Raw genomic sequence first — 23,721 nt, forward strand, 5'->3', positions numbered from 1 at the left:
GCCGGTCAGGCCCGGTCGATGGCGGCCTGCAGCGACTGCTGGTAGGCGTCGCTGGTGTAGGTGGCCCCGGAGACGGTGCTGAGGTCGGCGCTCTGCGTGGCGACCACCTCGCCCGAGGTGCCGCTGTAGCGGGCCTGCACGTCGTCGCTGCGCAGCCCGGACTGCCCGCCGACGGGCAGGCCGAGGGCGGTGGCGTCGACGATCCGGCTGCCGCTCAGGGTGATCCGCACCTGGAGCGAGCCGTACCGGTAGCTGACCGTCGGCCCGGTGACCGTGCGGGTGGCCGGCCGGGGCGCGGCGGTGGTCGGTTTCGGCGCGGCGGTGGCCGGCTTCGTGCGGGTGCCGCCGCCGCTGCCCGCGCCCCGGGTGGCGGTCGCCTTCGGGCTGGGCCGCACCGACCTGCCCGGCGCCGCCGAGGTGGCCCCGGCGGCCGGGGTGGGACCGGCGCCGGCCGGGCCGCCGGGCACGACGGGCGCCGCGGCGACCGGCCGGTCGGGGGCGGCCTGGGTGGCGGCCGGTGCGCCCTTGAGCGCCACCAGTGCGGTGGTGCCGGCGGCGAGGCCGGTGATCGCGAGGAACGCGCGGCGCATGGGTGACGGCCTTCCTACAGCTCGAAGGTGGCGAGGTGGATCTGCCGGCGCGGGACGCCGGCCCGGCGCAGCACCTGGACGGCCTGCTCGACCAGCCCGTCCGGTCCGCACAGGTAGACGTCCCGGCGGGTCAGGTCCGGCACCAGCCGGCGCAGCCCGTCCGGGCTCATCACCTGGCGCGGGCCCGGGTCGTCCCGGGAGCCGACCACGTACCAGATGGCGGTCCCCCGGGCCTGGGCCAGCCAGTCCAGTTCCCGCTGCATGAGCACGTCGGCGGGGGTGCGGGCGCGGTAGATCAGGGCCGCGCCGGGCGGCAGTTCCTCCAGCATGGCCCGCAGCGGCGCGATACCGCTGCCGCCGGCGATCAGCAGGGCCCGCTCCCGGGTCCGGTGCGCCGCCGTCACGGTGCCGGAGGGGCCCTCGGCCCAGATCCGGGTGCCCGGGGTGAGGTCCCGCAGGTCGGCGGTGTGCGCGCCGACGACCTTGACGGTGAGCCGCAGCCACCGGCCGTTGGCCGCCGCGGAGACCGAGAACGGGTGCGACTGCCACCAGCCGCCGGCGTTGAGGAAGCGCCACCGGAAGTACTGGCCGCCGAGCAGGTCGATCTGGTTGAGCCGGTGCCCGGTCAGGTAGATCGAGATGGTGTCCGGGCTCTCCGCCACCACGTCCGCGACCCGCAGCCGGTGCCGCAGGTTGAAGTGCAGCGGGGCGAGCACCCGGCCCCAGACCAGGGCGGCCACCACCAGCAGGTACCCGGCGGACCACCCGGTCCGTACCGGGCCGGGCTCGTAGAGCTGCGCGCCGTTGCTGAACTGGTGGCCGTAGCCGAGCAGCAGCGCCAGGTAGCTGGTCAGGTGCAGGTGGTACCAGAGTTCGTAGGGCAGGCGCCGGCGCACGCCCCGGACGGCGGTGCAGCCGACCACCACCATGATCCCGGCGGCGACGAACGCGGAGACCATGTCCTCGTACCCGGTGAGCAGCGCGCCGACCTCGCCGAGGACGGAGTTGCGCTGCCGGCCGGCGTAGCCGACCACCAGCAGGGACAGGTGCGCCAGGACCGCCACCAGCAGGGTCGCGCCGATGTCCCGGTGCGCCCGGGACAGCCGCTCCCCGCCGAGCCAGCGCTCCAGCACGCCGAGCCGGCTCATCATCAGCACCTGCACCAGCAGCAGGTAGCCGGCGATCAGGCCGGTGATCTGGCCGGCGGCGGTGAGCACGGCGGCGGTGCCGGCCAGGGAGCCCGGCGGGGTGTCCAGCCACCACGGCGCGACCGCGGCGAGCAGGCCCAGCCAGAAGAGCGCGACCAGCGCCCGCCGGCCGCCGGCGCCGCGCCGGGGCCGACCGGGCGGGGGTACGGGGGCAGCCGACGGGCCGCCGTACCGGGCGGGTGCCCCGGTACGGCGGCCGGCGGTACGGAGATCCTGGTACGTCACGTGTAGAGCTTCATGGGGGTGAATTTCTGCCGGGGGAAGATCTTGTCCACCTGGGCCGCGGTCAGGCCGAACCGGCCCTGCGCGACCGAGCCGTAGACGTTGAACATGTTGTTGTACTCGGGTACGTCACCGCTGTCCAGATCGTTCAGCCCCTGCCAGGCGCCGAGCAGCGAGCCGGCCAGCTTGCGGCCGCTCAGGATGGTGATGACCCCGCCGTGCCCGTGGTCGGTGCCGCCCTGGTTGGAGGCGACCCGGCGGCCGAACTCGCTGGACACCATGACCGTCACGTCGGCCGACCGGTCGCCCAGGTCGGTGAAGAACGCGGCCAGCGCGCCGGCCAGCTCGTTGAGCCGCCGCCAGAGCTGCCCACCGTTGCGGGTGCCCTGGTTCTCGTGGGTGTCGTAACCGCCCATGCCGACGGTGGCGACCCGGACGTTCGCCCCGCCCTTGATCAGCTGGGCGAGCTGCTTGAAGGCGTTCCCGACGCCCTGGTACGTCACCCCGTCCGCCGGCTGGTACGGCTTTGCGGCGAGCTTCTGCGCGGTGGCCAGCGCGCTCATGCCCTCGATCACCGCCTCCTCGACCGGGTGGTTGATCCCGGTGAAGAGGCCACGGATGGCCTTCTCGGTCGCGGCCCGGTACCGGTCGTCGCCGTTGAGCCGCAGCTCGCCGACGTTGTTGAGGGAGAGCGCGCCGTTCACGCCGACCAGCGAGCGGGGCAGCGTGCTGCCGATGCCGACGCTGCGGAACGCGGTGCCCTTGCCGAGCGCGTCGACCAGGCTGTCCAGCCAGCCGCGCCCGCCGGTCTCGCCGGGCAGGCCGCCCAGGTTGCAGGCGTCCGCGGCCTGGAAGTGGCTGCGGGAGAGCCGGGGGTCGGAGACCGCCGGCACGAAGCCGAGCTGGCCGGCCTTGAGCCACTTCTCCAGCGGGGCGAACGCGCTGGTGAGCTGGAAGCCGCGGCCGAGGGCCAGCGAGTCGTTGCCGAGCAGCAGGTCGGGACGCGCCTTGCCGAGCACCGGATCGTCGGCGGGGGCGACCAGGCTCAGCCCGTCCAACCCGCCGTAGAGGAAGACGTGGATCAGCGTGCCGGTCTTCGTCGCCGCGAACGACGCCGAGGTGGTGACGAACTGGGCGGTGGCCAGCGCGGTGGCGGTGGCGGCGGCGCCGGCCACGAAGGTCCGCCGGGTGACGCCCCGGCCGTCCTGCTGGGCCTCCTCCAGTTCCTCCAGCCGGCGGTACCGGTCCGCCTCGGCGGCGTTCTCGGCCGCCACGACGTCGGCCTCGGCGCGCAGCAGCGCCTCGGCCGGGTTGTCGGCCAGCCGCCGCAGGTCGGGGCATTCGGGGTGCAGGGGGTACGGGTTCACGGTCATCTCCATCGAATGCCTCACCGGAGGTGGTGCTGGGGGGACGCGAGGATCGTCCGCGCGACCGCGGCGATGGCCCCGTTGAACGTGGCGTCGACCTTGGTGCTCGCCGACACCCCGGCGACGTCCAGGACGAGGGCCTTCTCCCGGGCGCTCAGCTTCTGGTGCACCAGCCGCAGGGCCAGCGCGTCCAGGTACGCCCCGGCGGTCGCCGGCGGCCGGGCCACCAGCTTCTCGGGCTTCATGTAGGTGAACTGCTGGCGCCCGCCCGCGATCAGCGTGCCGGCCTCGTTCCAGCCGTCGACCATCGTGCCGGCCGAGGTCCACGCGAGGTAGACGTCGGCGTACCCGTCCGGGGTGGGCTTGCCCATCGGGTACTGGCCCAGCTCGCGGAGCTTGTCCTGGATCTGCCGCAACCCCTGGGCGAACGGGGTGCGCCGGTCGTCGCCCTGGAAACCGGCGGACGCCTCCGGCCCCACCCCGAGGGTCCGGTACGTGGCGACCAGGTACTCCATCGGGCGGCGGACCTTCTGGCCGACGGCGGCCCAGAACTCCGAGGAGCGGAAGAGCGTGGCCAGCACCGGCCGGATCTGCCCCCGGTTCGTGGTGTACGCCTTGGCCAGCCGGTCCACCAGGGACTTCGGCGGGGTGTCCGAGACGAACCGGGTGGCCAGGTTGCGGGCCACGTACCCGGCGGTCGACGGGTGCAGGGCGATGTAGGTGATGTACTGGTCGATCACCTTGTCGGCCGCCGCCGCGTCGGCGGAGTTGTTGGCGTGGCTGAAGCCGAGGATCTTCACCTTGCCCAGGTAGTGCCGCTCCGGGAAGAACTTGTACTTCCCGTCGGCGACGCCGCGGCCGGTCTGCAGCAGCGCGGCCTGGCGGACGTCCTTCTCGGTGTAGCCGCCGTCCACGCCGACCGAGTACAGCTCCAGGTTCTCCCGGGCCAGGTTCTCGTTGACCGCGTCCTTGCGGGAGTCGGTCTGGTTCAGGTAGAGCAGCAGCGCCGGGTGCTTGTTGGCGGCCACCAGCATCTCCGGGTAGCTGCCCAGCGCGTGCTTGCGGATGACGTCCCGGTCGAACGCGTTGCGGTAGTTCTCGCCGCCGTCGAAGTCGGCGGCCACGTGCAGGAAGTCGTTCCAGAAGTCGACCATCACCTCGAAGAGCTGGCGGTCGGACCAGATCTGCCGGGCGATGGTGGCGTCCACGGTCTCCCGCGCCGGGTCGACCCCCCGCTCGTTGAGCTGCTCCCGCTGGTCGCGCAGCTGCGTCGGGCTCAACTTGAGCGAGGGCAGTTCGGCCAGCTTCAGCTCGGCCTTCGTCGGGGCGATCTTCTCGGGCTCGAGCTGCTCGCGCAGCCAGTCGTCGATGCCCAGCCGCTTGATGTCGGCGAGCACCTTCGGCGTCGCGCCGAAGGTGGCCCGGCTGGCCAGGTGCCGGATCGGGTCCTTGGCGAGCACCGTCTTCACGGTCACCCGGGTGGCCGCCGCGGCGGCCGCCGGGCTGGCGAAGACCCGACCGGTGGACGGCGAGTTCCGCTTCAGCGCCGCACCGGCCCGGGAGCCCATGTAGCTCTCGTTCTGCTCGGTGTAGGTACGCACCGTGCTGGGCTGCTGCCCGCTCGGCCGGGCCGCGGTGCCGTCGGTGGCCACCGTGCCGGTCGCGTCGCCGGCCTCCGGGCCGCCGCCGAAGATCCCCCGCACCTGCGAGGACATCGCCAGGGCGGCGCCACCGGCGACCACCGCGGCGCCGCCGAGCGCGACGAGGGCGCGCCGCCGGCCCGTCCGGGGCTCGTCGTCATCGTCCAGGTTGGGCAGTCCGGGGTTGGGGGTCGGGGCGTACCCGGCGGGGGCGAAGCCCTCGGGGCCGACCCACTGCCCGCCCTGCGGCCCGGCCGCGGCGGGGTACGCGGCGTAGCCGGGGCCGGCGTGCGGGCCGCCGTACGGCCCGGCGTCCAGGTCGCGGTACCCGTCCGGGCGAGGGGTGTGGGGTCCGTCCCAGCCGCGATCGTCCCGGGGACGCCGCGGCGGCACGTTCAGCTCGGCCATGTTCCTGTCCCGTTTTCTTTCAGCGCCGGCGCGCCTGCGGCCGGTGAGGGCGGCGGGGCGGCGACGTGCCGGAGGAGTTGCTACGGGAAAGTAACCACGGGTTCCGGGCCGCTCAAGGGCCGCCGTCGGCACCTCCGAGGGCACTTAAGGCGCCACTCAGCCCCCGGTGCCGGCGGGTGGTACGCCCCGTTCCGGTCGCCCCCGTCCGGAGCAGGGCGGACCCGGGTGCGGCGCACCGCCGGGTAACGTTTTCGGCTGCGGCTGCGCTGTGCGCGCCGTTACACGGCACAGCAAAACTTAAGTCACCGATAAGCCCGCGCTGAGGTGCTCCGACCGGAAGGTCCCGCGGGTCCGCGCGGCCGGCGAAAGTAGCGGCAGCGGCGGCGCGTGACCGGCGGCCGTTGCGGGTATGCCGCCGAACCGCTGAAGCCGTGAGGGGAAGGCACCGCCATGCTCAGCAAAGAGGATCAGCGCAGGTTCGAACAGATCACCCGCCAACTGCGGGAGAGCGACCCGCACTTCTTCGCCCGGCTCGATTCCCGGGCCCGGGCCCGCCGTGGCCGGTACCTGATGCTGCTGACGATCGTGCTGTGGGCCTCGCTGCCGGCGATGACCGTGCTCGCCGGCCGGCTCGCCGGCGCGATCTGTGCCGTGGTGCTGCTGGCCAACGCCGGCCTCATGTGGCGGTTCCGGCGACGCTGGCTGTGACCGGGCCGGGCCGGGGTGGCGTCAGCGCGGCCCGGGCTCCGGGTCGGGCCCGCCGAATTCCCGGTACGCCCGGCGCAGCCGCTCCACCAGGCCCGGCCCGCCGAGGTCGGCGCCGGGCGGGGCGAGCTGGCGCAGCAGCAGTTCCGGCCCGGTCGGCAGGGTGGGCGGCCGGTCGGGCAGCGGCACCGGGGACAGCCAGAACCGGTCCACAGTGTCCGCCGCCGACGCCGCCGGCAGCCCGGCCAGCACCCGCGCCGCCCCGGCCACGGGCGGCTCCGCGGCAGCAGGACCGTCCACCGGGACGGCCGGTCCGCCCGCCGGCACCGCCGGGCCGTCCGGCGCGGCGTCCGCGACCTCGGCGCCCCGCAGCGTACGCAGCCGCTCCAGCAGCTCGGCGCGGTCCCGGCCGCGCCAGTGCAGGAGCCGGAACGGGTCGGCGTCGAACGCCTCGGCCAGCAGGTAGAAGGTGGCCGCCAGGTGCTTGCACGGCACCGCGAAGTCCGGGCAGCCGCAGTGCTGGTCCAGCTCGTTCACCCGGGCCGGGAAGAGTGGCGCGCCGGCCGCCGCGAACAGCTCCTCCAGCTCGGCGGGGAGGTCCCCGGCGAGCAGCCGGGCGCTGAAGAACGCCTGCCCGGCCAGCTCGGCCGCCAGCCGCTCCCAGACCTCGTCCGGGTACGCGGCGAGCCGGATCCGCACCGGGTACGGCTCGGGCCGGGAACCCTGCACGCTGGCGGTGACCAGCCCGGGGGCGACGTCGAGCCGGAGCACCTGCCCCCGCCGCGCGTACGCCCGGCCCCGGGTGAGCCGGGTGCCGAGGGCGAACGACTCCAGCACCTCCAGGAACCGCCGGGACCACCAGGAGCGGCCGATGGCGCCGCGGGTGCTGCGGGCCCGCAGTCCACCCTCGACCCGCCGGGGCGGCCCGAAGTCGGCGAACCGGGGTTGCTCGGGACTCATTCGACCACCGCCCCGGACTCCAGCGTGAACAGCTCCCGCAGGGTGTCGGTGGAGAGCTCGGTGACCCACTGCTCGCCGGTGCCCACCACCCGCTGTGCCAGGCCACGCTTGTCCGCGATCATGGCGGCCACCTTCTCCTCGACCGTGCCGGCGCAGACGAACTTGCGGACCTGCACCCGGCGGCGCTGACCGATCCGGAACGCCCGGTCGGTGGCCTGGTCCTCCACGGCCGGGTTCCACCACCGGTCCACGTGCACCACGTGGTTCGCCGCGGTCAGGGTGAGCCCGGTGCCGCCGGCCTTGAGCGAGAGGACGAACAGCGGCGGCCCGTCCGGCGACTGGAACCGGGTCACCATGGCGTCCCGTTCGGCCTTGCCGACGCCGCCGTGCAGGTAGAGCACCTCCCGGCCGGTCCGGGCCGACAGGTGTCCGCGCAGCATGCCGCCGAACTCGGCGTACTGGGTGAAGAGCAGGGCCCGCTCCCCCGCCGCCAGCACCTCGTCGACGATCTCCTCGAGCCGTTCCAGCTTGCCGGAGCGGCCGGCCAGGGCCGAGCCGTCGTGCAGCAGCTGGGCCGGGTGGTTGCAGACCTGCTTGAGGCGGGTCATGGTGGCCAGCACCAGGCCACGCCGGGCCATCCCGTCGGTGGACTCGATCTTGGCCATCATGTCGTCGACCACCGCGCGGTAGAGCGCCGCCTGTTCCGCGGTGAGGTTGCAGAGCACCTCCATCTCCAGCTTCGCCGGCAGGTCCGAGATGATCGACGCGTCGGTCTTGAGCCGGCGCAGCACGAACGGGCCGGTGATCCGGCGCAGCCGACCGGCCACCTCGGCGTCGCCGTGCCGCTCGATCGGCTCGGCGAACTTCTTCCGGAACGTGGCGGCCGGTCCGAGCAGGCCGGGATTGGCGAACTGCATGATCGACCAGAGGTCGGCGAGCCGGTTCTCCACCGGCGTACCGGTGACCGCGACCCGGTGCCGGGCGGGCAGCGCGCGGACCGCCTCGGCCTGCCGGGTGGCGGCGTTCTTGATGGCCTGCGCCTCGTCCACCACCACCCGGTGCCAGTCGATCCCGGCCAGGTCGTACGCGTCCCGGGCGGCCACCGAGTAGGTGGTGAGGACCAGGTCGGCCGCGTGCACGGCGGCGTTGAACTCCGCCCCCCGGGCCCGCTCCGCGCCGTGGTGCACGTGTACCCGCAGCTCCGGGGTGAACCGCGCCGCCTCCCGCTGCCAGTTGCCGACCAGCGACATCGGACAGACCAGCAGGGTGGGCCCGGCCTCCGGCGGGTCCCCGGCGAGCAGGGCGAGCAGCTGCACCGTCTTGCCCAGCCCCATGTCGTCGGCGAGGATCCCGCCCAGCCCCAGCGACTGGAGGAAGGCCAGCCAGGCCAGCCCGCGCCGCTGGTACGGCCGCAGCGCGCCGACGAAGCCGGGCGGCGGGTCGGCGGGGGCGAGCCGGCGCTCCGCCGTACCGGCCAGCAGCTCGCCCAGCGCGCCGTCGGCGGTCACCTCCAGCACCGGCAGCCCGTCGGCCCGGTCGCCGTCGCCGGTCAGGCCCATCCGCAGCAGGTCGGCCACGGTCAGCTCACCGGTCGAGCGGAGCAGGCGCAGCCCGGCCTCCAGGCGGCTGGGGTCCAGCTCCACCCAGCGGCCGCGCAGCCGCACCAGCGGGGACTTCACCTCGGCCAGCGAGGCCAGCTCGTCGGCGGTCAACGGCTGGTCGCCCAGGGCCACCTCCCAGCGGTAGTCGACCAGGGCGTCGAGCCCCAGCCCACCGGCGGCGGCGGCGACCGTGCCCGGCGCGGTCCGGCCGCGTGCCCGCAGCCGGGCGCCGAGGCGGGACGAGGACCGCCGCCACCAGGACGGCAGGAGCACCCCGAAGCCGGCGGCGTGCAGCACCGGCGCGCCCTCCCGGAGGAACCGGTGCGCGCCCTCGGCGTCCAGGTCCATGCCCTCCGGCGTGGCGGTGCGCAGCGCCGCGTCCAGCTCCGGCCAGAGCCGGCTGGCCCGGCCCAGCTCGGCCAGGAGCGTCTCCTGCGGGTCGATCCCCCGGCCGGCCAGGGCCCGCGCGGATCCCCGCCAGATCTGCGCGGCGGCCAGCACGAGGCCCGGCTCGTCGACCGGTTGCAGGCCGAACTCGATCCGCCAGGCGTCCCCCTCGACCAGCTCGGCCACCGGGTCGGCGGCCGGGTCGGCGGCCGGCTCGATGAGCCGGAAGGCGGCCCGGACCGCGCCGCCGACCGCGTCGCGCTGCCAGGCGTCCAGCTCGGTGCGGAGCAGTTCCAGGGCGGCGGGCTCGGTGCTGAAGGCACGCTCCGCGCCGGTCAGCGCGGCCAGCCAGCGGGGCACCGGCCCGCCCGGACGCATCCCCCGGTGCAGCCGCAGCTCACCGAGGGCGGCGCGGGCGGCCGCGTCGGCGAGCGCGTCGAGGGCGGCGGCGAGCACGTCGGCCGGCTCGGCGAGCCCGTCCGCCCCGACCGCGCCCACCGACCCGGCCGGCAGACCGCCCCCGGACACCGCCGGCGGGCCCACCTCGGCGGTAGCGGACGCCGCCGGCAGGCCGCCCCCGGGCGCGGGAGGGGCCACCGACACGGGGCCGGCGGCCACTCGCTCCTGGGGCGCGGCGGGCGGGACTGCCGCGGTCCATTCGGCGGCGGCGCGGGCGGCCGGCGGGAGGGCCTGCGCGAGTGAGCGGGCCCAGGCGGCGTCGGTGCCGGTGAGCAGCGGCCGCCAAAGCGCCCGCGCGGTCACCACCTCGGAGCCGTCGACCGGGCGCAGGTGCCGCCGGCCCGTCCTGGTCGACGTGTCCGCGCCTCGCGTCCTGGCGGTCGAGGCAGCCGGGGCGGTGGCGCCCATCGGGCCTGCCGTGGCCAGCGGGCCACCCGTGGTGAGGGTGCCAGCGGTGGTCAGCGGGTCAGCCGTGGTCGGCGAGTCGGTGATCGGGGCGAGCGGGCCGGTCACCCCGGGCAGTACCCGGCCACGGCTGACCAGGTCGGCGGCGAACGCGGCCAGCTCGGCGAGGTGGCGCAGCCCGGCCCCGGGCACCACGTCCCCCGGCTCCAGCTCACGGAGCAGGGCGTACGCGGCGTCCGGGGCGTACACCAGGGCCGGGACCCGCCAGCCGGCGAGGGTGACCGGGCCGCGGACCGGCTCCCCGACGGTGGTCCGGACCAGCTCGGGCGAGTCCAGCGGCGAGCCGGCCCGGGTGGGCAGGCGCAGCAGCACGGCGGCGGGCAGGCCCGACCCACCGAGCGCGGCGGCCAGCGTGGCGTGATCGGCGGCGAACGGGTGCGGCCGCTCGCGCGGGGCACGGCCGGGGCGGCGCGGCGCCCGGGCCGGCCGGGTGCTCTCCTCGCCCCACACGGCGAGCCCGCCGCCGGGCAGCCACACCCCGTGGATGACCAGCACGCACTCCCCCTCGACGACGTCCGGGGCAAGGATAGGCGGCCGGGCCGGACTACTGTCGGCGCCATGGTCGATCTGCTCGTGATCGGTGGCCTCGGCGTGGACATCCGCGCCCGGGTGCCGGCCCTGCCGCTGCCCGCCGCGGACTCGCTGGCGGTGCCCCCGATCGACCTGCGGATCGGCAACACCGGCGCGGGCGTGGCGCTCGCCGCGCACGCCCTGGGGTTGCGGGTGACCCTGGTGGACGTGCTCGGCGCGGATCCGGCCGGCGACGTGGTCCGGGCCGCGCTGGCCCGCACCTCGGTACGGACCGTGCTGGCCGCCGCCCCGGCCGGCACCCGCCGGTCGGTGAACCTGGTCGACCCGGCCGGCCGGCGGATGTCCCTCTACGATCCCCGCCCCTGGTCGGGGCCGGCCCCGTTCGCCACGGCCGAGCTGACCGCGCTGGTCCGGGACGCCGCGCACGTACATGTGTCGATCATGGATTGGGCCCGGGACGCGCTGCCGGTGCTGCGCGCGGGGCTGGCCGCCGGGGTGACGCTCTCCACCGACCTGCACGACTGGGACGGCGAGAACGACTACCACCGCCCCTTCGCCGACGCGGCCGGGCTGGTCTTCGTCAGCGACGTCCGGCTCGGTGACCGGGCCGGCAAGGTGGCCGCCGGGCTGGTGCCCCGGACCGTGCTGGTGACCGGCGGGGCGGCCGGCTCGACGCTGCACGCCCCGGACACCCCGCCGATCCGGGTGCCGGCCGGTACGCCGCCGGGCCCGGTGGTGGACACCAACGGCGCGGGCGACGCCTTCGCCGCCGGCCTGATCGCCGCCCGGCTGCGTGGCGCGTCCCCGCTCGACGCCGCCCGGTACGCCGCCCGGGTCGCCGCCGCGGCGTGCGCCCACGACGGGATGGAGTACCCGCCGGGCCTGCTGCCGCGCGACTGATCCGGGGTCAGAGCGCCCCGGTCTCGCCGTCGGTCAGCTCGCGGAGGATGTCGGCGTGGCCGGCGTGCCGGGCGGTCTCCTCGATCAGGTGGACCAGCACCCAGCGCAGCGACACCTCGCCGAGTTGCGGGTGCGGCACCACGTGGTCCAGGTCGAAGCGGGCGGCGACCGCCCGGGAGCGGTCGCAGGCCGCCCGGTACGCGTCCGCGAGGCCCGCCACGGTCTCGCCGGGCGCGAGCGTGAAACTGGCCCGGGCCTCCTCCTCGGTGGTGAGGTAGACGTCGCCGGGCCCCGGCGCGAAGAGGCAGGGCAGCCAGTTCCGCTCGACCAGGGCCAGGTGCTTCAGCAGGCCGGCCAGGGTGGTCAGGGACGGCACCAGACGCCGGGCCGCCTCGGCGTGCGCCAGGCCGTCCGCCTTGCGCAGTACGACGGCGCGGTGGAAGTCGAGGAACGCGTCGAGCACCGCCCGTTCGTCACCCGTGCGGGCGAGGACCGGACCGAGGGTCGGGTCGATCGTCGGGTTCGCCATCTCCGGACCCTAGTCCCGGGCCCGGCCGGCTCGCAGCCCCGCTATTCGCGTCCTGCCCCGGCGGTCGCCGGGGCAGGATGGGCGCATGGCATCAACGGTGCAGATCCCCCTGGTGGGTGGCGGGGCCGACGGTGAGACGGTCACCGTGGAGCTGGACACCAACGGCCGGCCGCCGCTGACCCACCACCATCTGGGGCCGGCGGGGCTGGCCGAGGCGCAGATCTACGAGCTGGAGTCGGACGACCAGGCGGGCCATCCGTGGATCTACGCCTGGCGGGGTCCGGCGGTCTGAGCGGCGACTCAGGCACCGACCCGGGTGAGGGTGCGCGACCGGATGCTCTCCAGCACGCCCCGGGTCACCCGGGAGGTGCCGTGGGCCTGCTCGCAGACGGCGGCCACCCGCCGGGCCGTCTCGTCGGCCCGCGCCTCCCGCTCGTCCCAGAGCCGGTCGACCTCCGCCAACAGCGGGCCCTCCACCTCGCGCTCCACTCCGCGCAGCGCCGGCACCCCGAGCCGCTGGGCCAGGTCGAAGACCTTTCCGGCGTACGGCAGGGGCAGGAACGGGGTGCCCATCATGGCCGCGAAGATGAGGAAGTGCAGGCGCATGCCGACCGCGAGGTCGAAGTGCTTCATCAGGCCGAGCACCTGCCGCGGGTTGTAGGCGTTGTGCAGGATCCGGCCCCGCTCGGCGGCGACCATGTGCGACATGACGCCGTGCGAGTGCCGGATGTCGTCGCGTTCCATCGGCACGAAGAGCACGTACGCGTCGATCCGGTGCACCAGGAAGTCGCTGATCTGGGCGAGCAGCCGGTGGTAGCCGTCGACGTCGAGCCGTTCGGCGGCCCGGCCCGGCTCCCGCACGCTCAACCCGACCAGGCGCTTGCCGGACGGTACGCCCTCCTCGCGCAGCCAGCTCGCCGGGAACTCCTCCGGCTCCAGCAGGAACGCCGGGTCGGCGGTGACGGTGATCGGGTTGAGCAGCCCGGCCTCCTCCAGCACCATCCGCGACTCCTGGTCGCGCACGGTCACCTCGGTGGCCCCGGCCAGGGTCTCCCGCACCATGCCGGTGTCCACCCCCTCGGTGAGCGGGCCGACCCCGACCGCGTACGTCAGCAGCGGCAGGCCGCGCTCCTGGGCGACCCGGACCACCCGCAGGTAGCGGCGGGCCTCCTTGTCGTAGAGGATGCCGCCACCGCCGAGGATGAGCAGGTCGAGCTGGGCCAGGATGGCCGAGGAGTCGACCCGGCTGACGCCTTCCCAGGGCACCGCCTCCACGTCGGGGTGGGCCAGCGCGGTGTGCGCGGGGTTCCGGGAGAACACGATGATCCGGGCGTTCGGCTCCTGCTGGCGCAGATCGGCCAGCAGGCCGGTCAGGATCGCCTCGTCGCCGAGGTTGCGTCCGCCGTACGAGCCGAGCACACCGATGGTCAGTCCGGCGCCATCCCTCATCCGTTGCTCCTCCCCGAGGCTGGTTCCGCGCCGGTTTTCCCGCTGGCCACGGGGACATACCTGGTTTGATCACGATCGGCCGGTGGCGGTTGGCGGCGGTCCGCCGGGGACGGTGCCGACCAGCCGGGACACCAGGGCGGAAACCACCTGGTCGGCATCGAACCCGGCGTCGACGGAGGTGGTGAGCAGGTCCAGCAGGAACCCGTCCACCGCGTAGTGCAGCAGCGCCACCTCGAACGCGCCGCCGGGCAGCCCGGCGGCGACGTGGAAGGCCACGTCGTCGGCGTACCCCCGGCGGAGCACGTCGCCGAGCGCCTGCCGCAGCTCGGGCCGGCGGGAGGCCTCCAGGCGCAGTTCGAACAGCGCCCGGGTGAGCTCGGGCTCGCGCGTGGTGCGCTCGACGATGTAGCGCAGGTGGTCGGTCACCAGCTCCAGCGACGGCGTACGCCGGCCGAGCTCGGCCAGGACCGCCGGATCGGGTGCCAGCCGCTCGAAGATCCGCTGGGCCAGGCCGGCGAGCAGCGCCGCCCGGGACGGGAAGTAGTTGGAGGCGGTGCCGGTCGGCACGCCCGCCTCGGCGTCGACCGCGCGGTGGGTGAGCCCGCGCGCCCCGGCCGTGGCGAGCACCCGGAGCCCGGCGTCGGCGAGCAGGGTACGGCGTTCCGGGTTTCTGGCCATGCCGTCACCCTAGCAACAACCACGACAGGTGTTGTACATTGTCTCGACCACGACAGTCGTCGTGGTTGCCCCGGACATCGGAGTCGGTTTGCGCAAGCTCGTGTACTACGTCGCCAGCACCCTCGACGGCTTCATCGCCGCCCCCGACGGGTCCTACGACTTCTTTCCGCTGGAGCCCGACGTGGCGGCCTACCTGACCGCCGCATGGCCCCAGACCTTCCCCACGTTCGCCCACGCCCAGCTCGGCATCGCGTCACCGCCCACCGGCCGGTTCGACGCGGTGCTGATGGGCCGGGCCACCTACGACCCGGCCCTGAAACTGGGGGTGACCAGCCCGTACGCCCACCTCGAGCAGTACGTGTTCAGCCGGTCGCTGCCCCCGTCGGACGATCCGCAGGTGCAGATCGTCGACGGCGACCCGGTGGCGTTCGTCCGCGACCTGAAGCAGCGGCCCGGCGGCGACATCTGGCTCTGCGGCGGCGGCAGCCTCGCCGGCCAACTCCTCGACGAGGTCGACGAGCTGGTGGTCAAGCTGAACCCGGTGCTGATCGGCAGCGGCATCACGCTGGTAGACCGCGGCTTCGCCGCGCACCGGTTCACCCTGACCGAGACCCGACCCTTCGACAGTGGCGTGGTCGTCCTGCGCTACACCGCCGGGCCGCGGTAATCGGTTGCCCGGCCGGGCGGCGGGGCGCACGGTGAGGCGGTGGAAAGCGCGACGAAGACCCGGATCCACTGGACCGACCTGCCCGGCCACGTCCGGGCCGCGGTCGAGGAGATCCTGGGCGACCGGGTGACCGCCGCGGTCTCGCAGTCCGGCGGCTTCTCCCCCGGCACCGCCGACCGGGTCCGCACGGCCGGCGGCCGGCGCGCGTTCGTCAAGGCGGTCAGCCCGGCCCAGAACGACCGCAGCCCGGCCCTGCACCGGGCCGAGGCGCTGGTCGCCGCCGCGCTGCCGGCGACCGCGCCGGCGCCCCGGCTGCTCGGCAGCTACGACGACGGCGACTGGGTGGCGCTGGTCTTCACCGACGTCGAGGGCCGGCACCCGGTGACGCCGTGGGACGCCGCCGAGCTGGCCGCCGTGTTCGCCACCCTGGAGACCATGGCCGCCGTGCTCACCCCGGCGACCGTGCCCGCCGCACCGAACGCCGCCGACCAGCTCCGGTACGACTTCGCCGGCTGGCACCGGATCGCCGCCGACCCGCCGGCCGACCTGGACGGCTGGGCCCGGTCCCGGCTGCCGCAGCTGCGCGCCGCCGCGGAGCGCGGGCTCGCCGCGCTGGCCGGGCAGACCCTGTGCCACCTGGACGTCCGGGCCGACAACCTGCTGATCGGCCCGGACGGCACGGTCAGCGTGGTCGACTGGCCGTGGGCCTGCCGGGGACCGGCCTGGTTGGACAGCCTGCTGGTGCTGATCAACGTGCAGGTCCACGGCGGCCACGACCCGGAGCCGCTGCTGCGGGCCCGGCCGCTCACCGCCGACGTCGACCCGGCCGACGTGACCGGCGTGCTGGCCGGCTTCACCGGCTTCTTCCTGGACGGCGCGCGGCAGCCGCCACCGCCCGGCATCCCGACCGTACGGGCGTTCCAGCGCCTGCAGGGCGACGCGCTGCTGCCCTGGCTGGCCCGCCGGCTGGGCTGATCCCCGCCGAGGTCAGCGCCGCTTGGCGAAGGCCACAAACGCGCGCCAGGCCGACCGGTCGAAGGTGAGCACGGGTCCCGGACGGTCCTTGCTGTCCCGAACGCCGACGACGCCCGGAAGGTTGTCGGCCACCTCGACGCACGCACCACCGTTCGGTCCCGAGCGGATCGAGGTGCGCCACCGGGCACCGGTCAGGTCCACGAGCACGCCGCCTCCTTGATCAGGTCGAGGGACTGGCGGCGGGACAGGGCTTCCCCCCGGACCGCCTCCCAGTGCCGTTGCAGGACCACGATGTCCTCGGTCCGGTGCATCATCTGCGCACGGACCTGTTGGTCGAGGTAGGCGACCACCGCGCCGTCGCCGAGCGTGGCCAGGATGAAACCGCCCTGCAGCGCGGGGTAGAGCCCGGCTTCCTCCGGCACCACCAGGATCTGCACGTGCGGCAGCTCGGCCATCTTCACGAGATGGGCGAGCTGCTGCCCCATCAGCTCGGCATGCCCCCGCAGCGGCCGGCGCAGCACCATCACGTCGAGGACGGCGACCAGCTGGCACGGGTGCTGGCCGGTGAGAATCACCTGCCGTCCGAGCCGGGAGGCGACCTGCTGCTCGATCTGCTCGGAACGCGACAGGTTGTCCGCCAGCGTCAGCCGGGCATACGCCTCGGTCTGCAGGATGCCCGGGATGTAGGCGGGCTCGTACCAGCGCAGCAGGTCGGCCTTCCGCTCGTCGTCGACCCACCCGCGCATCCACCCCGGAACGCCCTCGATCAGCACGGCGCGGTCAAGCAGCCGGCCAAACATGCCGCCGGTCTCCATCGCCTGGTCCATCGCGGCGAGGTAGTCGGCCTTCGGCGGGCGCTGGCCGGTCTCCACGCCGGACACGTGGGACGCCGAGTAGTTGATCAGCTTCGCCAGGTCCTCCTGGCTGAGGCCGGCCCGCAGCCGCGCCTGGCGCAACTCGCCGGCGATGAAGTCCAACCACGACCCGCCCATGTTCTCCCCTGCCTCCGCCCGGCTCGGCACACCACTTCCCACGGCCTCCCGCGACCTGTCCCGGCCCTGCTCAGCCGCCACCCGGAGGGGCCGGATGCCTTCCGAGCGTAGTGCCGTCCTCAACAGACTGTCACCGGTGGGCCGCCTCCCGTCCGGCCCGCCTCGGGGCCGTCCCGATCCCCCGACGCCGGGGCGGCCCCGACCCCGTGCGTACCGCGAGACAGAAGGGCCGTCATGAGTGGCGCCATGCTTCCCGTACCCCGGTTGGGGCCGCACCCGGACCGGCCGCGGCCGTATCCGCTGGGCCAGCCGCCGCACCTGCCGATCCGGCCGCTCTGGTTGTGCCGGGCCTGCGGCGGGCCGTGGCCCTGCGCGCAGGCCCGGCTGCTGCTCAAGGTCGAGTACGCCGGCCATCCCGTCGACCTGGCCGTCTACCTCTCCGGCCTCTACCACGAGGCGACCCACGACCTGTTCCGGCTCAACCCGCACGACGGGCCGACCCCACGCGAGCTGTTCGAGCGCTTCGTCGCCTGGGGCCCCTACCGCCGGGGCCTGGTCGAACCCCCCGCCGGCGACCGGTGAGCCGGGCGGCCGACGCGACGTCCGATCGCCGCCAGACGCGCCCGCCCCGCCCGGCGAGGCTTGTCCCATGACGACACTGGACGGAAAGGTCGCCCTGGTCACCGGCGGCGCCCGGGGCATCGGCGCGGCCATCGCCCGGCGCCTGGCTGCCGAGGGGGCCGACGTGGCCATCACCTACGAGACGAACGCCGAGCGGGCCGCCGTGGTGGGCAAGCAGGTCGAGGCGGCGGGGCGGCGGGCCCTGGTGCTGGCCGCCGACAGCGCCGACCCCCGGGCGGTATGCGAGGCGGTCGACCGGACGGTCGGGGAGCTGGGCCGGCTGGACATCCTGGTGAACAACGCGGCCGTCTTCCTGGTGGGCCCGGTCGAGGAACTGGGGGTCGACGCGCTGGACCGGACCCTGGCGGTCAACGTCCGGGCGCCCTTCGTGGCCGCTCAGGCGGCGGCCCGGCACCTGGGCGAGGGCGGCCGGATCATCACCATCGGCAGCAACGTCGCCCGCCGGGCGCCCTTCCCGGGCCTGGCGCTCTACTCGATGAGCAAGACCGCGCTGATCGGCCTGACCAAGGGGCTCGGCCGCGAGCTGGGGCCGCGGGGGATCACCGTCAACCTGGTGAATCCGGGCCCCACCGACACCGACACCAACCCGGCGGACGGGCCGAACGCCGAGTTCATCGCGGGTCTGACGGCGCTCGGCCGGTACGCGGCACCCAGCGAGATCGCCGCCGTGGTGGCCCACCTGGCCGGCCCGGACGGCGGTTACGTCACCGGTGCCGTGATCGACGCCGACGGCGGCTTCGCCATTTGAGCGGATCGCGGGCGGGCGCGTCGCGCGCCGCGCCCGCCCGCGATTCTGTCCTCACCCGCGCCGGTCAGGCCGCCCCGGCGCGGGCGGTCACTCGGGCGCGCGCAGCGTGTGGGTGAGGAACGGCAGCACGACACCGGGCAGTGCCGGCGAGCCGAGCACGTCGTAGTGGGTGAGCCCGGGCAGCACCGCCAGCCGGGACGCGGGCCGGTCGGTGCCGTCCCCGCCGGCGTCCCGGTGTCCGCCGCCGAGCAGCCCGAAGAACTCGGCGACGTGGCGGACCGGGATCGCGTCGGCGTCGGCGTAGACCAGCAGCACCGGCATGGGCAGGGCGGCCACCTCGGCTGACCAGTCGTACTCGCGGCGCAGCAGCTCACCGGTCTTCGCCCAGAGCACCGGCCAGTCCTGCGGGCGCGGGGCGACCGACGCGTACCGCTCGTGCGGCGGGCTGCCGCGCATCCGCTCGCCGGTCCGGGCGTCCTGCGCGGCCATCGCCGCCAGCACCTCCGGGTACCAGCCCTGCCGGCGGCACGGCGTGGAGACCAGCACCAGCCGGCGGACCAGGGCGGGGTGCTGGATCGCGGTACGCAGGGCCACCCCGCCGCCGAGCGAGTAGCCGAGCAGGTCGGCCACCGGCAGGTCGAGGTGGCGCAGCAGGGCGGCCACGTCGTCGGCCAGCGACTCGTAGCGCAGCGGCCGGTCGGTGTCGGCGGTGCGGCCGTGCCCCTGCAGGTCGACCGCGATCACCTGGCGGCGGGCGGCCAGCGCCGGCCGGATCGGGGCGAACATCTCCACCGAGCCGTACCCGCCGTGCAGCAGGACCAGCGGCTTCCCGGCGCCGTGCACCTCGTACCAGAGATGTAGTCCGTTGACGTCCGCGTAGCTCACCCGGCGTCCTCCCGTCCGCGCGGCCGACGGTCTGCCGGTGTCACGTGCACACCCATCTTCGCCCCCGGGCCCCGGTGGATGCGGGTGAAAGCCGGCGGGCGTCGCGCCCGGCTCGGCCCTCCGCCAGCCGCGCCGGTGGTCGCCGGAGCGGTGGGCAGCTACGGGCTGACCAGTCCTGTCTGGTAGGCGACGACAACCAGTTGGGCGCGGTCCCGCGCACCCAGTTTCGCCATCGCGTGGCTGACATGGGTGCGCGCGGTGGCCGGGCTGAGGAACAGTTCGGCACCGATCTCGTCGTTGCTCAGGCCCTGACCCACCAGGGCCAGCACCTCGCGCTCGCGCTGGGTCAGCACCGCGAGCCGGTCCGCCGCGGCCTGGGTCGCCGTTCGTTGCGCGGTGAACTGGCCGATGAGGCGTCGGGTGATCCGCGGCGCGAGCAGCGCCTCGCCGGCGGCGACCACCCGGATGGCATGCAGCAGTTCGGCCGGTCCGGCGTCCTTGAGCAGGAAACCGCTGGCGCCGGCTTGTAACGCGTCGAAGACGTACTCGTCGGTGTCGTAGGTGGTGAGGATGAGGACGCGGACCTGCTCCAGGCCGCGCATCCCGGCGATCTGCGCGGTGGCTTGAATCCCGTCCAGCTTCGGCATGCGGATGTCCATGAGGACGACGTCGGGGCGGGTGGCGCGGGCCCGCTCGACGGCCTCGGCACCGTTGGTGGCCTCCCCCACGACCGTGATGTCCTCCTCGAGGTCGAGCAGCACCTTGAACCCGGAGCGCACGAGGCCCTCATCGTCGGCGAGCAGCACCTTGACCGGAGCGTGGGTCAGCGCCGACGCGGCCGCCGCGCTCATCGGCGGGGCCCGGTCGGCGCGAGGGGCAGCCGAGCGTTGACTTCGAACCCTCCGCCCGGCCTCGGCCCGGCGTCGAGTTCACCGCCGAGCAGCTCACAGCGCTCGCGCATGCCGACGATCCCGCGGCCGGGCCCGGCCGACGTGCCGGCACCGGCCCGATGCTGGGACGGTAGGTGCAGGTCCCCGGCGTCCTCACCGGAGGCGGCGCGGCGGCCCTCGTCGGTCACCCGGATCTGCACGGCGTCGACGCCCGGGTGCAGCGCTATCGTCACCCGGGTCGGGCCGACGTGGCGGATCACGTTGGTGAGGGATTCCTGCACGATCCGGTAGGCGGCGCTACCGACCGCGCTCGGCAACGACGTCTCCGGGGACGTTTCCTCGATCTTGATGTCGAGTCCGGCCTCGCGCGCCTTGACGGCGAGTTCGTCGATCTGACCGAGCCCGGGGTACGGCACCCGTCCGTCGTCGTCATCACGCAGCACCCGGAGGATGGCCCGCATTTCGCGCAGCGCCCGGGAACTGGTCTGCTCGATCGCCCGCAGCGCCTCGCGTGCCACGTCCGGCCGCTTGTCGAGCACGTGCGCGGTGACCCCGGACTGGACGTTGATGATGGCGATGGCGTGGGCGACCGTGTCGTGGACCTCGCGGGCGATCCGGAGCCGTTCGGCGTCGACCCGCGCCCGCGCCTCCTCCTCGCGGGTCCGTTCGGCCAGCTCGGCACGCTCCTGAGCCTCGGCGGCGATGACCCGCCGGGACCGGACGGACTCGCCGAGGGCCGCACTCATGACCGACGCACCGATCCGGAAGAACACCCAGCCGATGGCGGCGCGTGGCTCGATGTCGGCCGCGGCGACCAGCCACCCGACGGTGAGCAGGCTCGTGCCCACGCCGGCCACCACCAGCGACCGGCGCCCGTCACCGTACGCCGCAAGGGTGTACAGGGCGACGAAGAGGCCGAGCCAGCCGGGCCCGTCCGGGAAGTCGAGGCCGTAGTACACCAGGCTGGCGAGGGCGGTGGTGACGAACACCGGAACCGGCCACCGGCGGCGGACGGCCAGGACCAGGCCACTCACCGCCAGCAGCGCGTAGCCGAGGTTTCCGAGGTGACTGAGCGAGCGGAGTTCTCCCTCGCCGGCAACCTTGGCGACCGTGCCCTGCACCTGCATCACGGTGATGAAGAGCGCGAGCGCCACGTCCTGCCCCACCACCCGCAAGGGGAACGACACGGTACGTGGCTGCATGCCGTGATCGTACTGTTCCCGCCCACCGACGACGCTCGGCAGAGCTGCGCGACCGACTACGCCGACGGGCGTAGGGAGATCCGGGTGCGGCTACGCCGGATTGCGTAACGCCCGCCATCCACGGCCAGAGGCGACAACCGCCGCACCGACGCGACGATCGCCGCCATGAGCGATCACCCCCTCCGAATTCGAGGAGCGCGCCATGCGTAGATTCTTCGCCGGCCTGGCGGCCCTGCAGATGCTGGCCGTCGTCACGCAGTTCTTTCTGGCTGCCAGCGGGGCTTTCGACACGGCACCCAACGACGAGTCCTTCCAGCCGCACCGCGCGCTGGGCGGCGTCATCGTGCTGATCGCCGTCCTGGTGACCGTCGTCGCCGCGGCGTCCCGGATGCCCGGGCGGCTGATCGGCATGAGCGGCCTGGTCACCGGACTCGCGATTGTCCAGTTCCTGATCAAGGGAGTCGCCACGGCGCTCGACGGCACCGCCGGCGGGCTCGTCTTCGGCCTGCACGCGGTCAACGGGCTGGCCATCGTGGCGGTGACCGGGACGATCATCCGGCAGGCCCGGCAGTTGTCCAGGCCGGCCACGCCCGCGCTACCGGCGCCATGAGCACCGGCTCGTGGATCCTTCTGGACCACGTCGTCGCGCTGCTGAGCATCGCCGCGTGGTTCGCGGCCGGCGTGGCACTGGCGCTGCGGCGGACCCGGCTGACGGCTGCCGTCCTGGGCACGGCGGTGCTCGTGACGCTGCTCCGGGTGGGCACCGTGGTGATGCTGGCCGGCCGGGGCTGGTGGTTCGTGCAGGAGAAGGTGCTGCTGGGGCTGCCGATGCTGGGCGCCGCCGGCGTCGGCGCCGTGCTGCTCGCCGGCCCGCACCTGCTCGCGGCAGGGCGGGGGCGCACCGTCGGTCGGTCGGTACGCGCCGTGGTCGCGGTGTTCACCGCGGCCTACGCCGCGCTGGCCGGTCTGGTGGTGACCTTCCTGGTCGGATATCCGCTCACCGCGGGCACCGCCCTGATCACGGTCTCGCTCGTCTGCGCCGGCGCGTTGCTGACCGCGCGGGTGGTCGCTGCCCCCGGCGAGGGCACCGCTGAGGTGGATGTCGCGCCGGCACCGGAGGATCGACGGGCGATCTCGCGTCGCCGGTTCATCGCCTGGACGGGTGGCGCGGTCGTGGTGACCACGGCGGGTGCCGGCACCAGGCTGTCGTTCCTCCCCGCCGAATCGGTGACCCGGGGCGGCGGCCCCGGGCGCCCGTCGCGGGCGGGCCTGTCGGTGGCCGACCTGCGGGGCGCTGACGCACCGGCGCCGGGTGGCACCGTGCGGCGGCACGTGCTCACCGCGAAGAAGGCCACGGTACGGCTCCCGTCCGGTCGAGAGGTCGACGCCTGGGCCTTCAACGGCGAGGTCGCGGGTCCGGCCCTCACCGCGACCGAGGGTGACCTGGTCGAAGTACGGCTACGCAACGCCGACATCGAGGACGGTGTGACCCTGCACTGGCACGGCTACGACGTGCCGTGCGGCGAGGACGGCGTACCGGGGGTGACCCAGCGGGCCGTGCCACCCGGTGCGGACTTCGTCTACCGGTTCCGCGCCGACCAGGTGGGCACCTACTGGTACCACACCCACCACGCGTCCCACATAGGCGTACGTAAAGGGCTGTACGGAAGTCTCGTGGTGTCACCGCGTGCCGGGCGGCGGGCCGGCGAGCAGGTGGACCTCACCCTGCCCGTGCACACCTTCGACGGCACCGTCGTGATCGCCGCGAGGGACGGCCGGACCGAGCACCGCGCGCCACCCGGTGCACCCGTGCGGCTGCGACTGATCAATACCGACTCGGATCCGCACCGGATCGTCCTCGCCGGCACCCCGTTCCGGCTGGTCGCCGTCGACGGTCGGGACCTCAACCAGCCCGGGGAGGTCCGCGACGTTGGACTGCACCTGCCCGCCGGCGGTCGGTACGACCTGGTGTTCCGCATGCCCGACAGGTCCGTGGCACTCGTTGTCGACGACGATCGAGCGGGCGGACTACGGCTGCGCCCGCCCGCCGATGCCGCCGCGGCAACGCACGTGGCGGACACCTCCGGTCTGCCGGAACTCGACCTGCTGCGATACGGAGCCCCGGCCGCCATACCCTTCGATCCGGGCAGGGCCGACCGGCACTTCACCATGGTCCTCGACCGCGGAATGGCCATGGTGAACGGCCGCCCCGCGTACGCGCAGACCGTCAACGGCCGAGGCCACCCCGGCATCCCCGACCAGCTCGTCGCCGATGGTGACGTGGTCCGGATGACCGTCGTCAACCGGAGTCTGGAAACCCATCCCTGGCATCTGCACGGCCATTCCGTGCTGATCCTGTCCCGGGACGGAACGCCGTCGACGGGCAGTCCGCTGTGGGTGGACACCTTCGATGTCCGCCCCGGGGAGACGTGGGAGGTCGCCTTCCGCGCGACCAACCCCGGCATCTGGATGAACCACTGCCACAACCTGCCCCACGCGGAGCAGGGCATGATGCTGCGGCTCCGCTACGCCGGCGTCACGACGCCGTTCGGCGGCCCGCACGGCGAGGGCACCGCCCATGATCACTGATCCGGCCCCCGCCGCTGGTCGGCCCACTGACT

23 protein-coding genes are annotated in these 23,721 nt (G+C 74.6%); 9 read left to right on the plus strand and 14 right to left on the minus strand.

Annotated features, from left to right (window positions below; all coding sequences use genetic code 11):
• Positions 1-5 precede the first annotated feature (5 nt).
• From ACIBPB_RS10150 to ACIBPB_RS10165, 4 genes are read right to left on the minus strand one after another with little or no spacing between them, the layout of a single operon-like run.
• A complete protein-coding gene (locus tag ACIBPB_RS10150) occupies positions 6-590 on the minus strand; it encodes an FMN-binding protein (RefSeq protein WP_396839209.1) in 585 nt (194 codons plus the stop codon).
• A 14-nt stretch (positions 591-604) separates the two neighbouring features.
• A complete protein-coding gene (locus ACIBPB_RS10155; protein ID WP_396839210.1) occupies positions 605-2,023 on the minus strand; it encodes a ferric reductase-like transmembrane domain-containing protein in 1,419 nt (472 codons plus the stop codon).
• Entirely contained in the window at positions 2,020-3,393 is a 1,374-nt protein-coding gene (locus ACIBPB_RS10160) for a DUF1501 domain-containing protein (protein ID WP_396839493.1), read from the minus strand. Before ACIBPB_RS10160 ends, ACIBPB_RS10155 begins: the two co-directional genes overlap by 4 nt.
• A gap of 14 nt (positions 3,394-3,407) precedes the next feature.
• Complete coding sequence (locus tag ACIBPB_RS10165) at positions 3,408-5,435, minus strand: DUF1800 domain-containing protein (protein WP_396839211.1); 2,028 nt, start codon at positions 5,433-5,435, stop codon at positions 3,408-3,410.
• A gap of 450 nt (positions 5,436-5,885) precedes the next feature.
• Between ACIBPB_RS10165 and ACIBPB_RS10170 the strand changes: the two genes are divergently transcribed.
• Positions 5,886-6,143, plus strand: coding sequence for a DUF3040 domain-containing protein (locus ACIBPB_RS10170; RefSeq protein WP_357327308.1), 258 nt, complete (start codon positions 5,886-5,888; stop codon positions 6,141-6,143).
• Positions 6,144-6,164: 21 nt separating this feature from the next.
• Here ACIBPB_RS10170 and ACIBPB_RS10175 read toward each other — a convergent pair whose 3' ends face one another.
• Both ACIBPB_RS10175 and ACIBPB_RS10180 read right to left on the minus strand, forming a co-directional pair.
• On the minus strand, positions 6,165-7,100 hold the full coding sequence (locus ACIBPB_RS10175; protein WP_396839212.1) for an SWIM zinc finger family protein: 936 nt from the start codon (positions 7,098-7,100) through the stop codon (positions 6,165-6,167).
• Positions 7,097-10,507, minus strand: a complete 3,411-nt coding sequence (locus ACIBPB_RS10180) for an SNF2-related protein (protein WP_396839213.1) — start codon at positions 10,505-10,507, stop codon at positions 7,097-7,099. Before ACIBPB_RS10180 ends, ACIBPB_RS10175 begins: the two co-directional genes overlap by 4 nt.
• 63 nt (positions 10,508-10,570) lie before the next feature.
• Here ACIBPB_RS10180 and ACIBPB_RS10185 point away from each other — a divergent pair, with 63 nt between their 5' ends.
• On the plus strand, positions 10,571-11,443 hold the full coding sequence (locus tag ACIBPB_RS10185; protein WP_396839214.1) for a carbohydrate kinase family protein: 873 nt from the start codon (positions 10,571-10,573) through the stop codon (positions 11,441-11,443).
• Positions 11,444-11,450: 7 nt separating this feature from the next.
• On the opposite strand, the gene ACIBPB_RS10190 is transcribed toward ACIBPB_RS10185, so the two are convergent.
• A complete protein-coding gene (locus ACIBPB_RS10190) occupies positions 11,451-11,972 on the minus strand; it encodes a DinB family protein (protein ID WP_396839215.1) in 522 nt (173 codons plus the stop codon).
• Between the two features lie 85 nt (positions 11,973-12,057).
• On the opposite strand from ACIBPB_RS10190, the gene ACIBPB_RS10195 reads away from it, so the two are divergent.
• Positions 12,058-12,264 carry a hypothetical protein gene (locus ACIBPB_RS10195; protein WP_396839216.1) on the plus strand — a complete coding sequence of 69 codons (207 nt, stop codon included), beginning with the start codon at positions 12,058-12,060 and terminating at the stop codon, positions 12,262-12,264.
• A gap of 8 nt (positions 12,265-12,272) precedes the next feature.
• Here ACIBPB_RS10195 and ACIBPB_RS10200 read toward each other — a convergent pair whose 3' ends face one another.
• Both ACIBPB_RS10200 and ACIBPB_RS10205 read right to left on the minus strand, forming a co-directional pair.
• Positions 12,273-13,421, minus strand: a complete 1,149-nt coding sequence (locus tag ACIBPB_RS10200) for a polysaccharide pyruvyl transferase family protein (protein WP_396839217.1) — start codon at positions 13,419-13,421, stop codon at positions 12,273-12,275.
• 69 nt (positions 13,422-13,490) lie between these two features.
• Positions 13,491-14,099: a TetR/AcrR family transcriptional regulator gene (locus ACIBPB_RS10205; protein WP_396839218.1), complete on the minus strand. Its 609-nt coding sequence runs from the start codon at positions 14,097-14,099 to the stop codon at positions 13,491-13,493.
• A gap of 88 nt (positions 14,100-14,187) precedes the next feature.
• On the opposite strand from ACIBPB_RS10205, the gene ACIBPB_RS10210 reads away from it, so the two are divergent.
• Positions 14,188-14,766 (plus strand): dihydrofolate reductase family protein, encoded by a 579-nt coding sequence (locus ACIBPB_RS10210; RefSeq protein WP_396839219.1) that lies wholly within the window; start codon positions 14,188-14,190, stop codon positions 14,764-14,766.
• A gap of 39 nt (positions 14,767-14,805) precedes the next feature.
• Positions 14,806-15,741 (plus strand): phosphotransferase family protein, encoded by a 936-nt coding sequence (locus tag ACIBPB_RS10215; RefSeq protein ID WP_396839220.1) that lies wholly within the window; start codon positions 14,806-14,808, stop codon positions 15,739-15,741.
• A gap of 12 nt (positions 15,742-15,753) precedes the next feature.
• On the opposite strand, the gene ACIBPB_RS10220 is transcribed toward ACIBPB_RS10215, so the two are convergent.
• Both ACIBPB_RS10220 and ACIBPB_RS10225 read right to left on the minus strand, forming a co-directional pair.
• A complete protein-coding gene (locus tag ACIBPB_RS10220; protein ID WP_396839495.1) occupies positions 15,754-15,942 on the minus strand; it encodes a DUF397 domain-containing protein in 189 nt (62 codons plus the stop codon).
• Positions 15,933-16,733, minus strand: coding sequence for a helix-turn-helix transcriptional regulator (locus ACIBPB_RS10225; RefSeq protein WP_396839221.1), 801 nt, complete (start codon positions 16,731-16,733; stop codon positions 15,933-15,935). Before ACIBPB_RS10225 ends, ACIBPB_RS10220 begins: the two co-directional genes overlap by 10 nt.
• 234 nt (positions 16,734-16,967) lie before the next feature.
• On the opposite strand from ACIBPB_RS10225, the gene ACIBPB_RS10230 reads away from it, so the two are divergent.
• Positions 16,968-17,315 (plus strand): hypothetical protein, encoded by a 348-nt coding sequence (locus ACIBPB_RS10230; protein ID WP_396839222.1) that lies wholly within the window; start codon positions 16,968-16,970, stop codon positions 17,313-17,315.
• A 67-nt stretch (positions 17,316-17,382) separates the two neighbouring features.
• Positions 17,383-18,123 carry an SDR family NAD(P)-dependent oxidoreductase gene (locus ACIBPB_RS10235; RefSeq protein WP_396839223.1) on the plus strand — a complete coding sequence of 247 codons (741 nt, stop codon included), beginning with the start codon at positions 17,383-17,385 and terminating at the stop codon, positions 18,121-18,123.
• Between the two features lie 87 nt (positions 18,124-18,210).
• Here ACIBPB_RS10235 and ACIBPB_RS10240 read toward each other — a convergent pair whose 3' ends face one another.
• The 3 genes from ACIBPB_RS10240 to ACIBPB_RS10250 all read right to left on the minus strand — a co-directional run bounded on the left by ACIBPB_RS10240 (position 18,211) and on the right by ACIBPB_RS10250 (position 21,100).
• Complete coding sequence (locus tag ACIBPB_RS10240; protein ID WP_396839224.1) at positions 18,211-19,008, minus strand: alpha/beta fold hydrolase; 798 nt, start codon at positions 19,006-19,008, stop codon at positions 18,211-18,213.
• A 158-nt stretch (positions 19,009-19,166) separates the two neighbouring features.
• Positions 19,167-19,859: a response regulator gene (locus tag ACIBPB_RS10245; RefSeq protein WP_396839225.1), complete on the minus strand. Its 693-nt coding sequence runs from the start codon at positions 19,857-19,859 to the stop codon at positions 19,167-19,169.
• Entirely contained in the window at positions 19,856-21,100 is a 1,245-nt protein-coding gene (locus ACIBPB_RS10250) for a sensor histidine kinase (RefSeq protein ID WP_396839226.1), read from the minus strand. Before ACIBPB_RS10250 ends, ACIBPB_RS10245 begins: the two co-directional genes overlap by 4 nt.
• Before the next feature lie 202 nt (positions 21,101-21,302).
• On the opposite strand from ACIBPB_RS10250, the gene ACIBPB_RS10255 reads away from it, so the two are divergent.
• Both ACIBPB_RS10255 and ACIBPB_RS10260 read left to right on the plus strand, forming a co-directional pair.
• Entirely contained in the window at positions 21,303-21,710 is a 408-nt protein-coding gene (locus tag ACIBPB_RS10255) for a DUF6220 domain-containing protein (RefSeq protein WP_396839227.1), read from the plus strand.
• A complete protein-coding gene (locus tag ACIBPB_RS10260) occupies positions 21,707-23,689 on the plus strand; it encodes a multicopper oxidase family protein (protein ID WP_396839228.1) in 1,983 nt (660 codons plus the stop codon). Before ACIBPB_RS10255 ends, ACIBPB_RS10260 begins: the two co-directional genes overlap by 4 nt.
• Positions 23,690-23,721: the final 32 nt, after the last annotated feature.

The sequence above is a fragment of the Micromonospora sp. NPDC049836 genome (assembly GCF_044465125.1).
Classification (GTDB): domain Bacteria; phylum Actinomycetota; class Actinomycetes; order Mycobacteriales; family Micromonosporaceae; genus Micromonospora.

Coding starts and splice junctions, on each gene's coding strand:
- ACIBPB_RS10150 (WP_396839209.1), bottom strand. CDS start 590: ATGCGCCGCGCGTTCCTCGCGATCACCGGCCTCGCCGCCGGCACCACC.
- ACIBPB_RS10160 (WP_396839493.1), bottom strand. CDS start 3,393: ATGACCGTGAACCCGTACCCCCTGCACCCCGAATGCCCCGACCTGCGG.
- ACIBPB_RS10165 (WP_396839211.1), bottom strand. CDS start 5,435: ATGGCCGAGCTGAACGTGCCGCCGCGGCGTCCCCGGGACGATCGCGGC.
- ACIBPB_RS10170 (WP_357327308.1), top strand. CDS start 5,886: ATGCTCAGCAAAGAGGATCAGCGCAGGTTCGAACAGATCACCCGCCAA.
- ACIBPB_RS10175 (WP_396839212.1), bottom strand. CDS start 7,100: ATGAGTCCCGAGCAACCCCGGTTCGCCGACTTCGGGCCGCCCCGGCGG.
- ACIBPB_RS10185 (WP_396839214.1), top strand. CDS start 10,571: ATGGTCGATCTGCTCGTGATCGGTGGCCTCGGCGTGGACATCCGCGCC.
- ACIBPB_RS10190 (WP_396839215.1), bottom strand. CDS start 11,972: ATGGCGAACCCGACGATCGACCCGACCCTCGGTCCGGTCCTCGCCCGC.
- ACIBPB_RS10195 (WP_396839216.1), top strand. CDS start 12,058: ATGGCATCAACGGTGCAGATCCCCCTGGTGGGTGGCGGGGCCGACGGT.
- ACIBPB_RS10200 (WP_396839217.1), bottom strand. CDS start 13,421: ATGAGGGATGGCGCCGGACTGACCATCGGTGTGCTCGGCTCGTACGGC.
- ACIBPB_RS10205 (WP_396839218.1), bottom strand. CDS start 14,099: ATGGCCAGAAACCCGGAACGCCGTACCCTGCTCGCCGACGCCGGGCTC.
- ACIBPB_RS10225 (WP_396839221.1), bottom strand. CDS start 16,733: ATGGGCGGGTCGTGGTTGGACTTCATCGCCGGCGAGTTGCGCCAGGCG.
- ACIBPB_RS10230 (WP_396839222.1), top strand. CDS start 16,968: ATGAGTGGCGCCATGCTTCCCGTACCCCGGTTGGGGCCGCACCCGGAC.
- ACIBPB_RS10235 (WP_396839223.1), top strand. CDS start 17,383: ATGACGACACTGGACGGAAAGGTCGCCCTGGTCACCGGCGGCGCCCGG.
- ACIBPB_RS10245 (WP_396839225.1), bottom strand. CDS start 19,859: ATGAGCGCGGCGGCCGCGTCGGCGCTGACCCACGCTCCGGTCAAGGTG.
- ACIBPB_RS10250 (WP_396839226.1), bottom strand. CDS start 21,100: ATGCAGCCACGTACCGTGTCGTTCCCCTTGCGGGTGGTGGGGCAGGAC.
- ACIBPB_RS10255 (WP_396839227.1), top strand. CDS start 21,303: ATGCGTAGATTCTTCGCCGGCCTGGCGGCCCTGCAGATGCTGGCCGTC.
- ACIBPB_RS10260 (WP_396839228.1), top strand. CDS start 21,707: ATGAGCACCGGCTCGTGGATCCTTCTGGACCACGTCGTCGCGCTGCTG.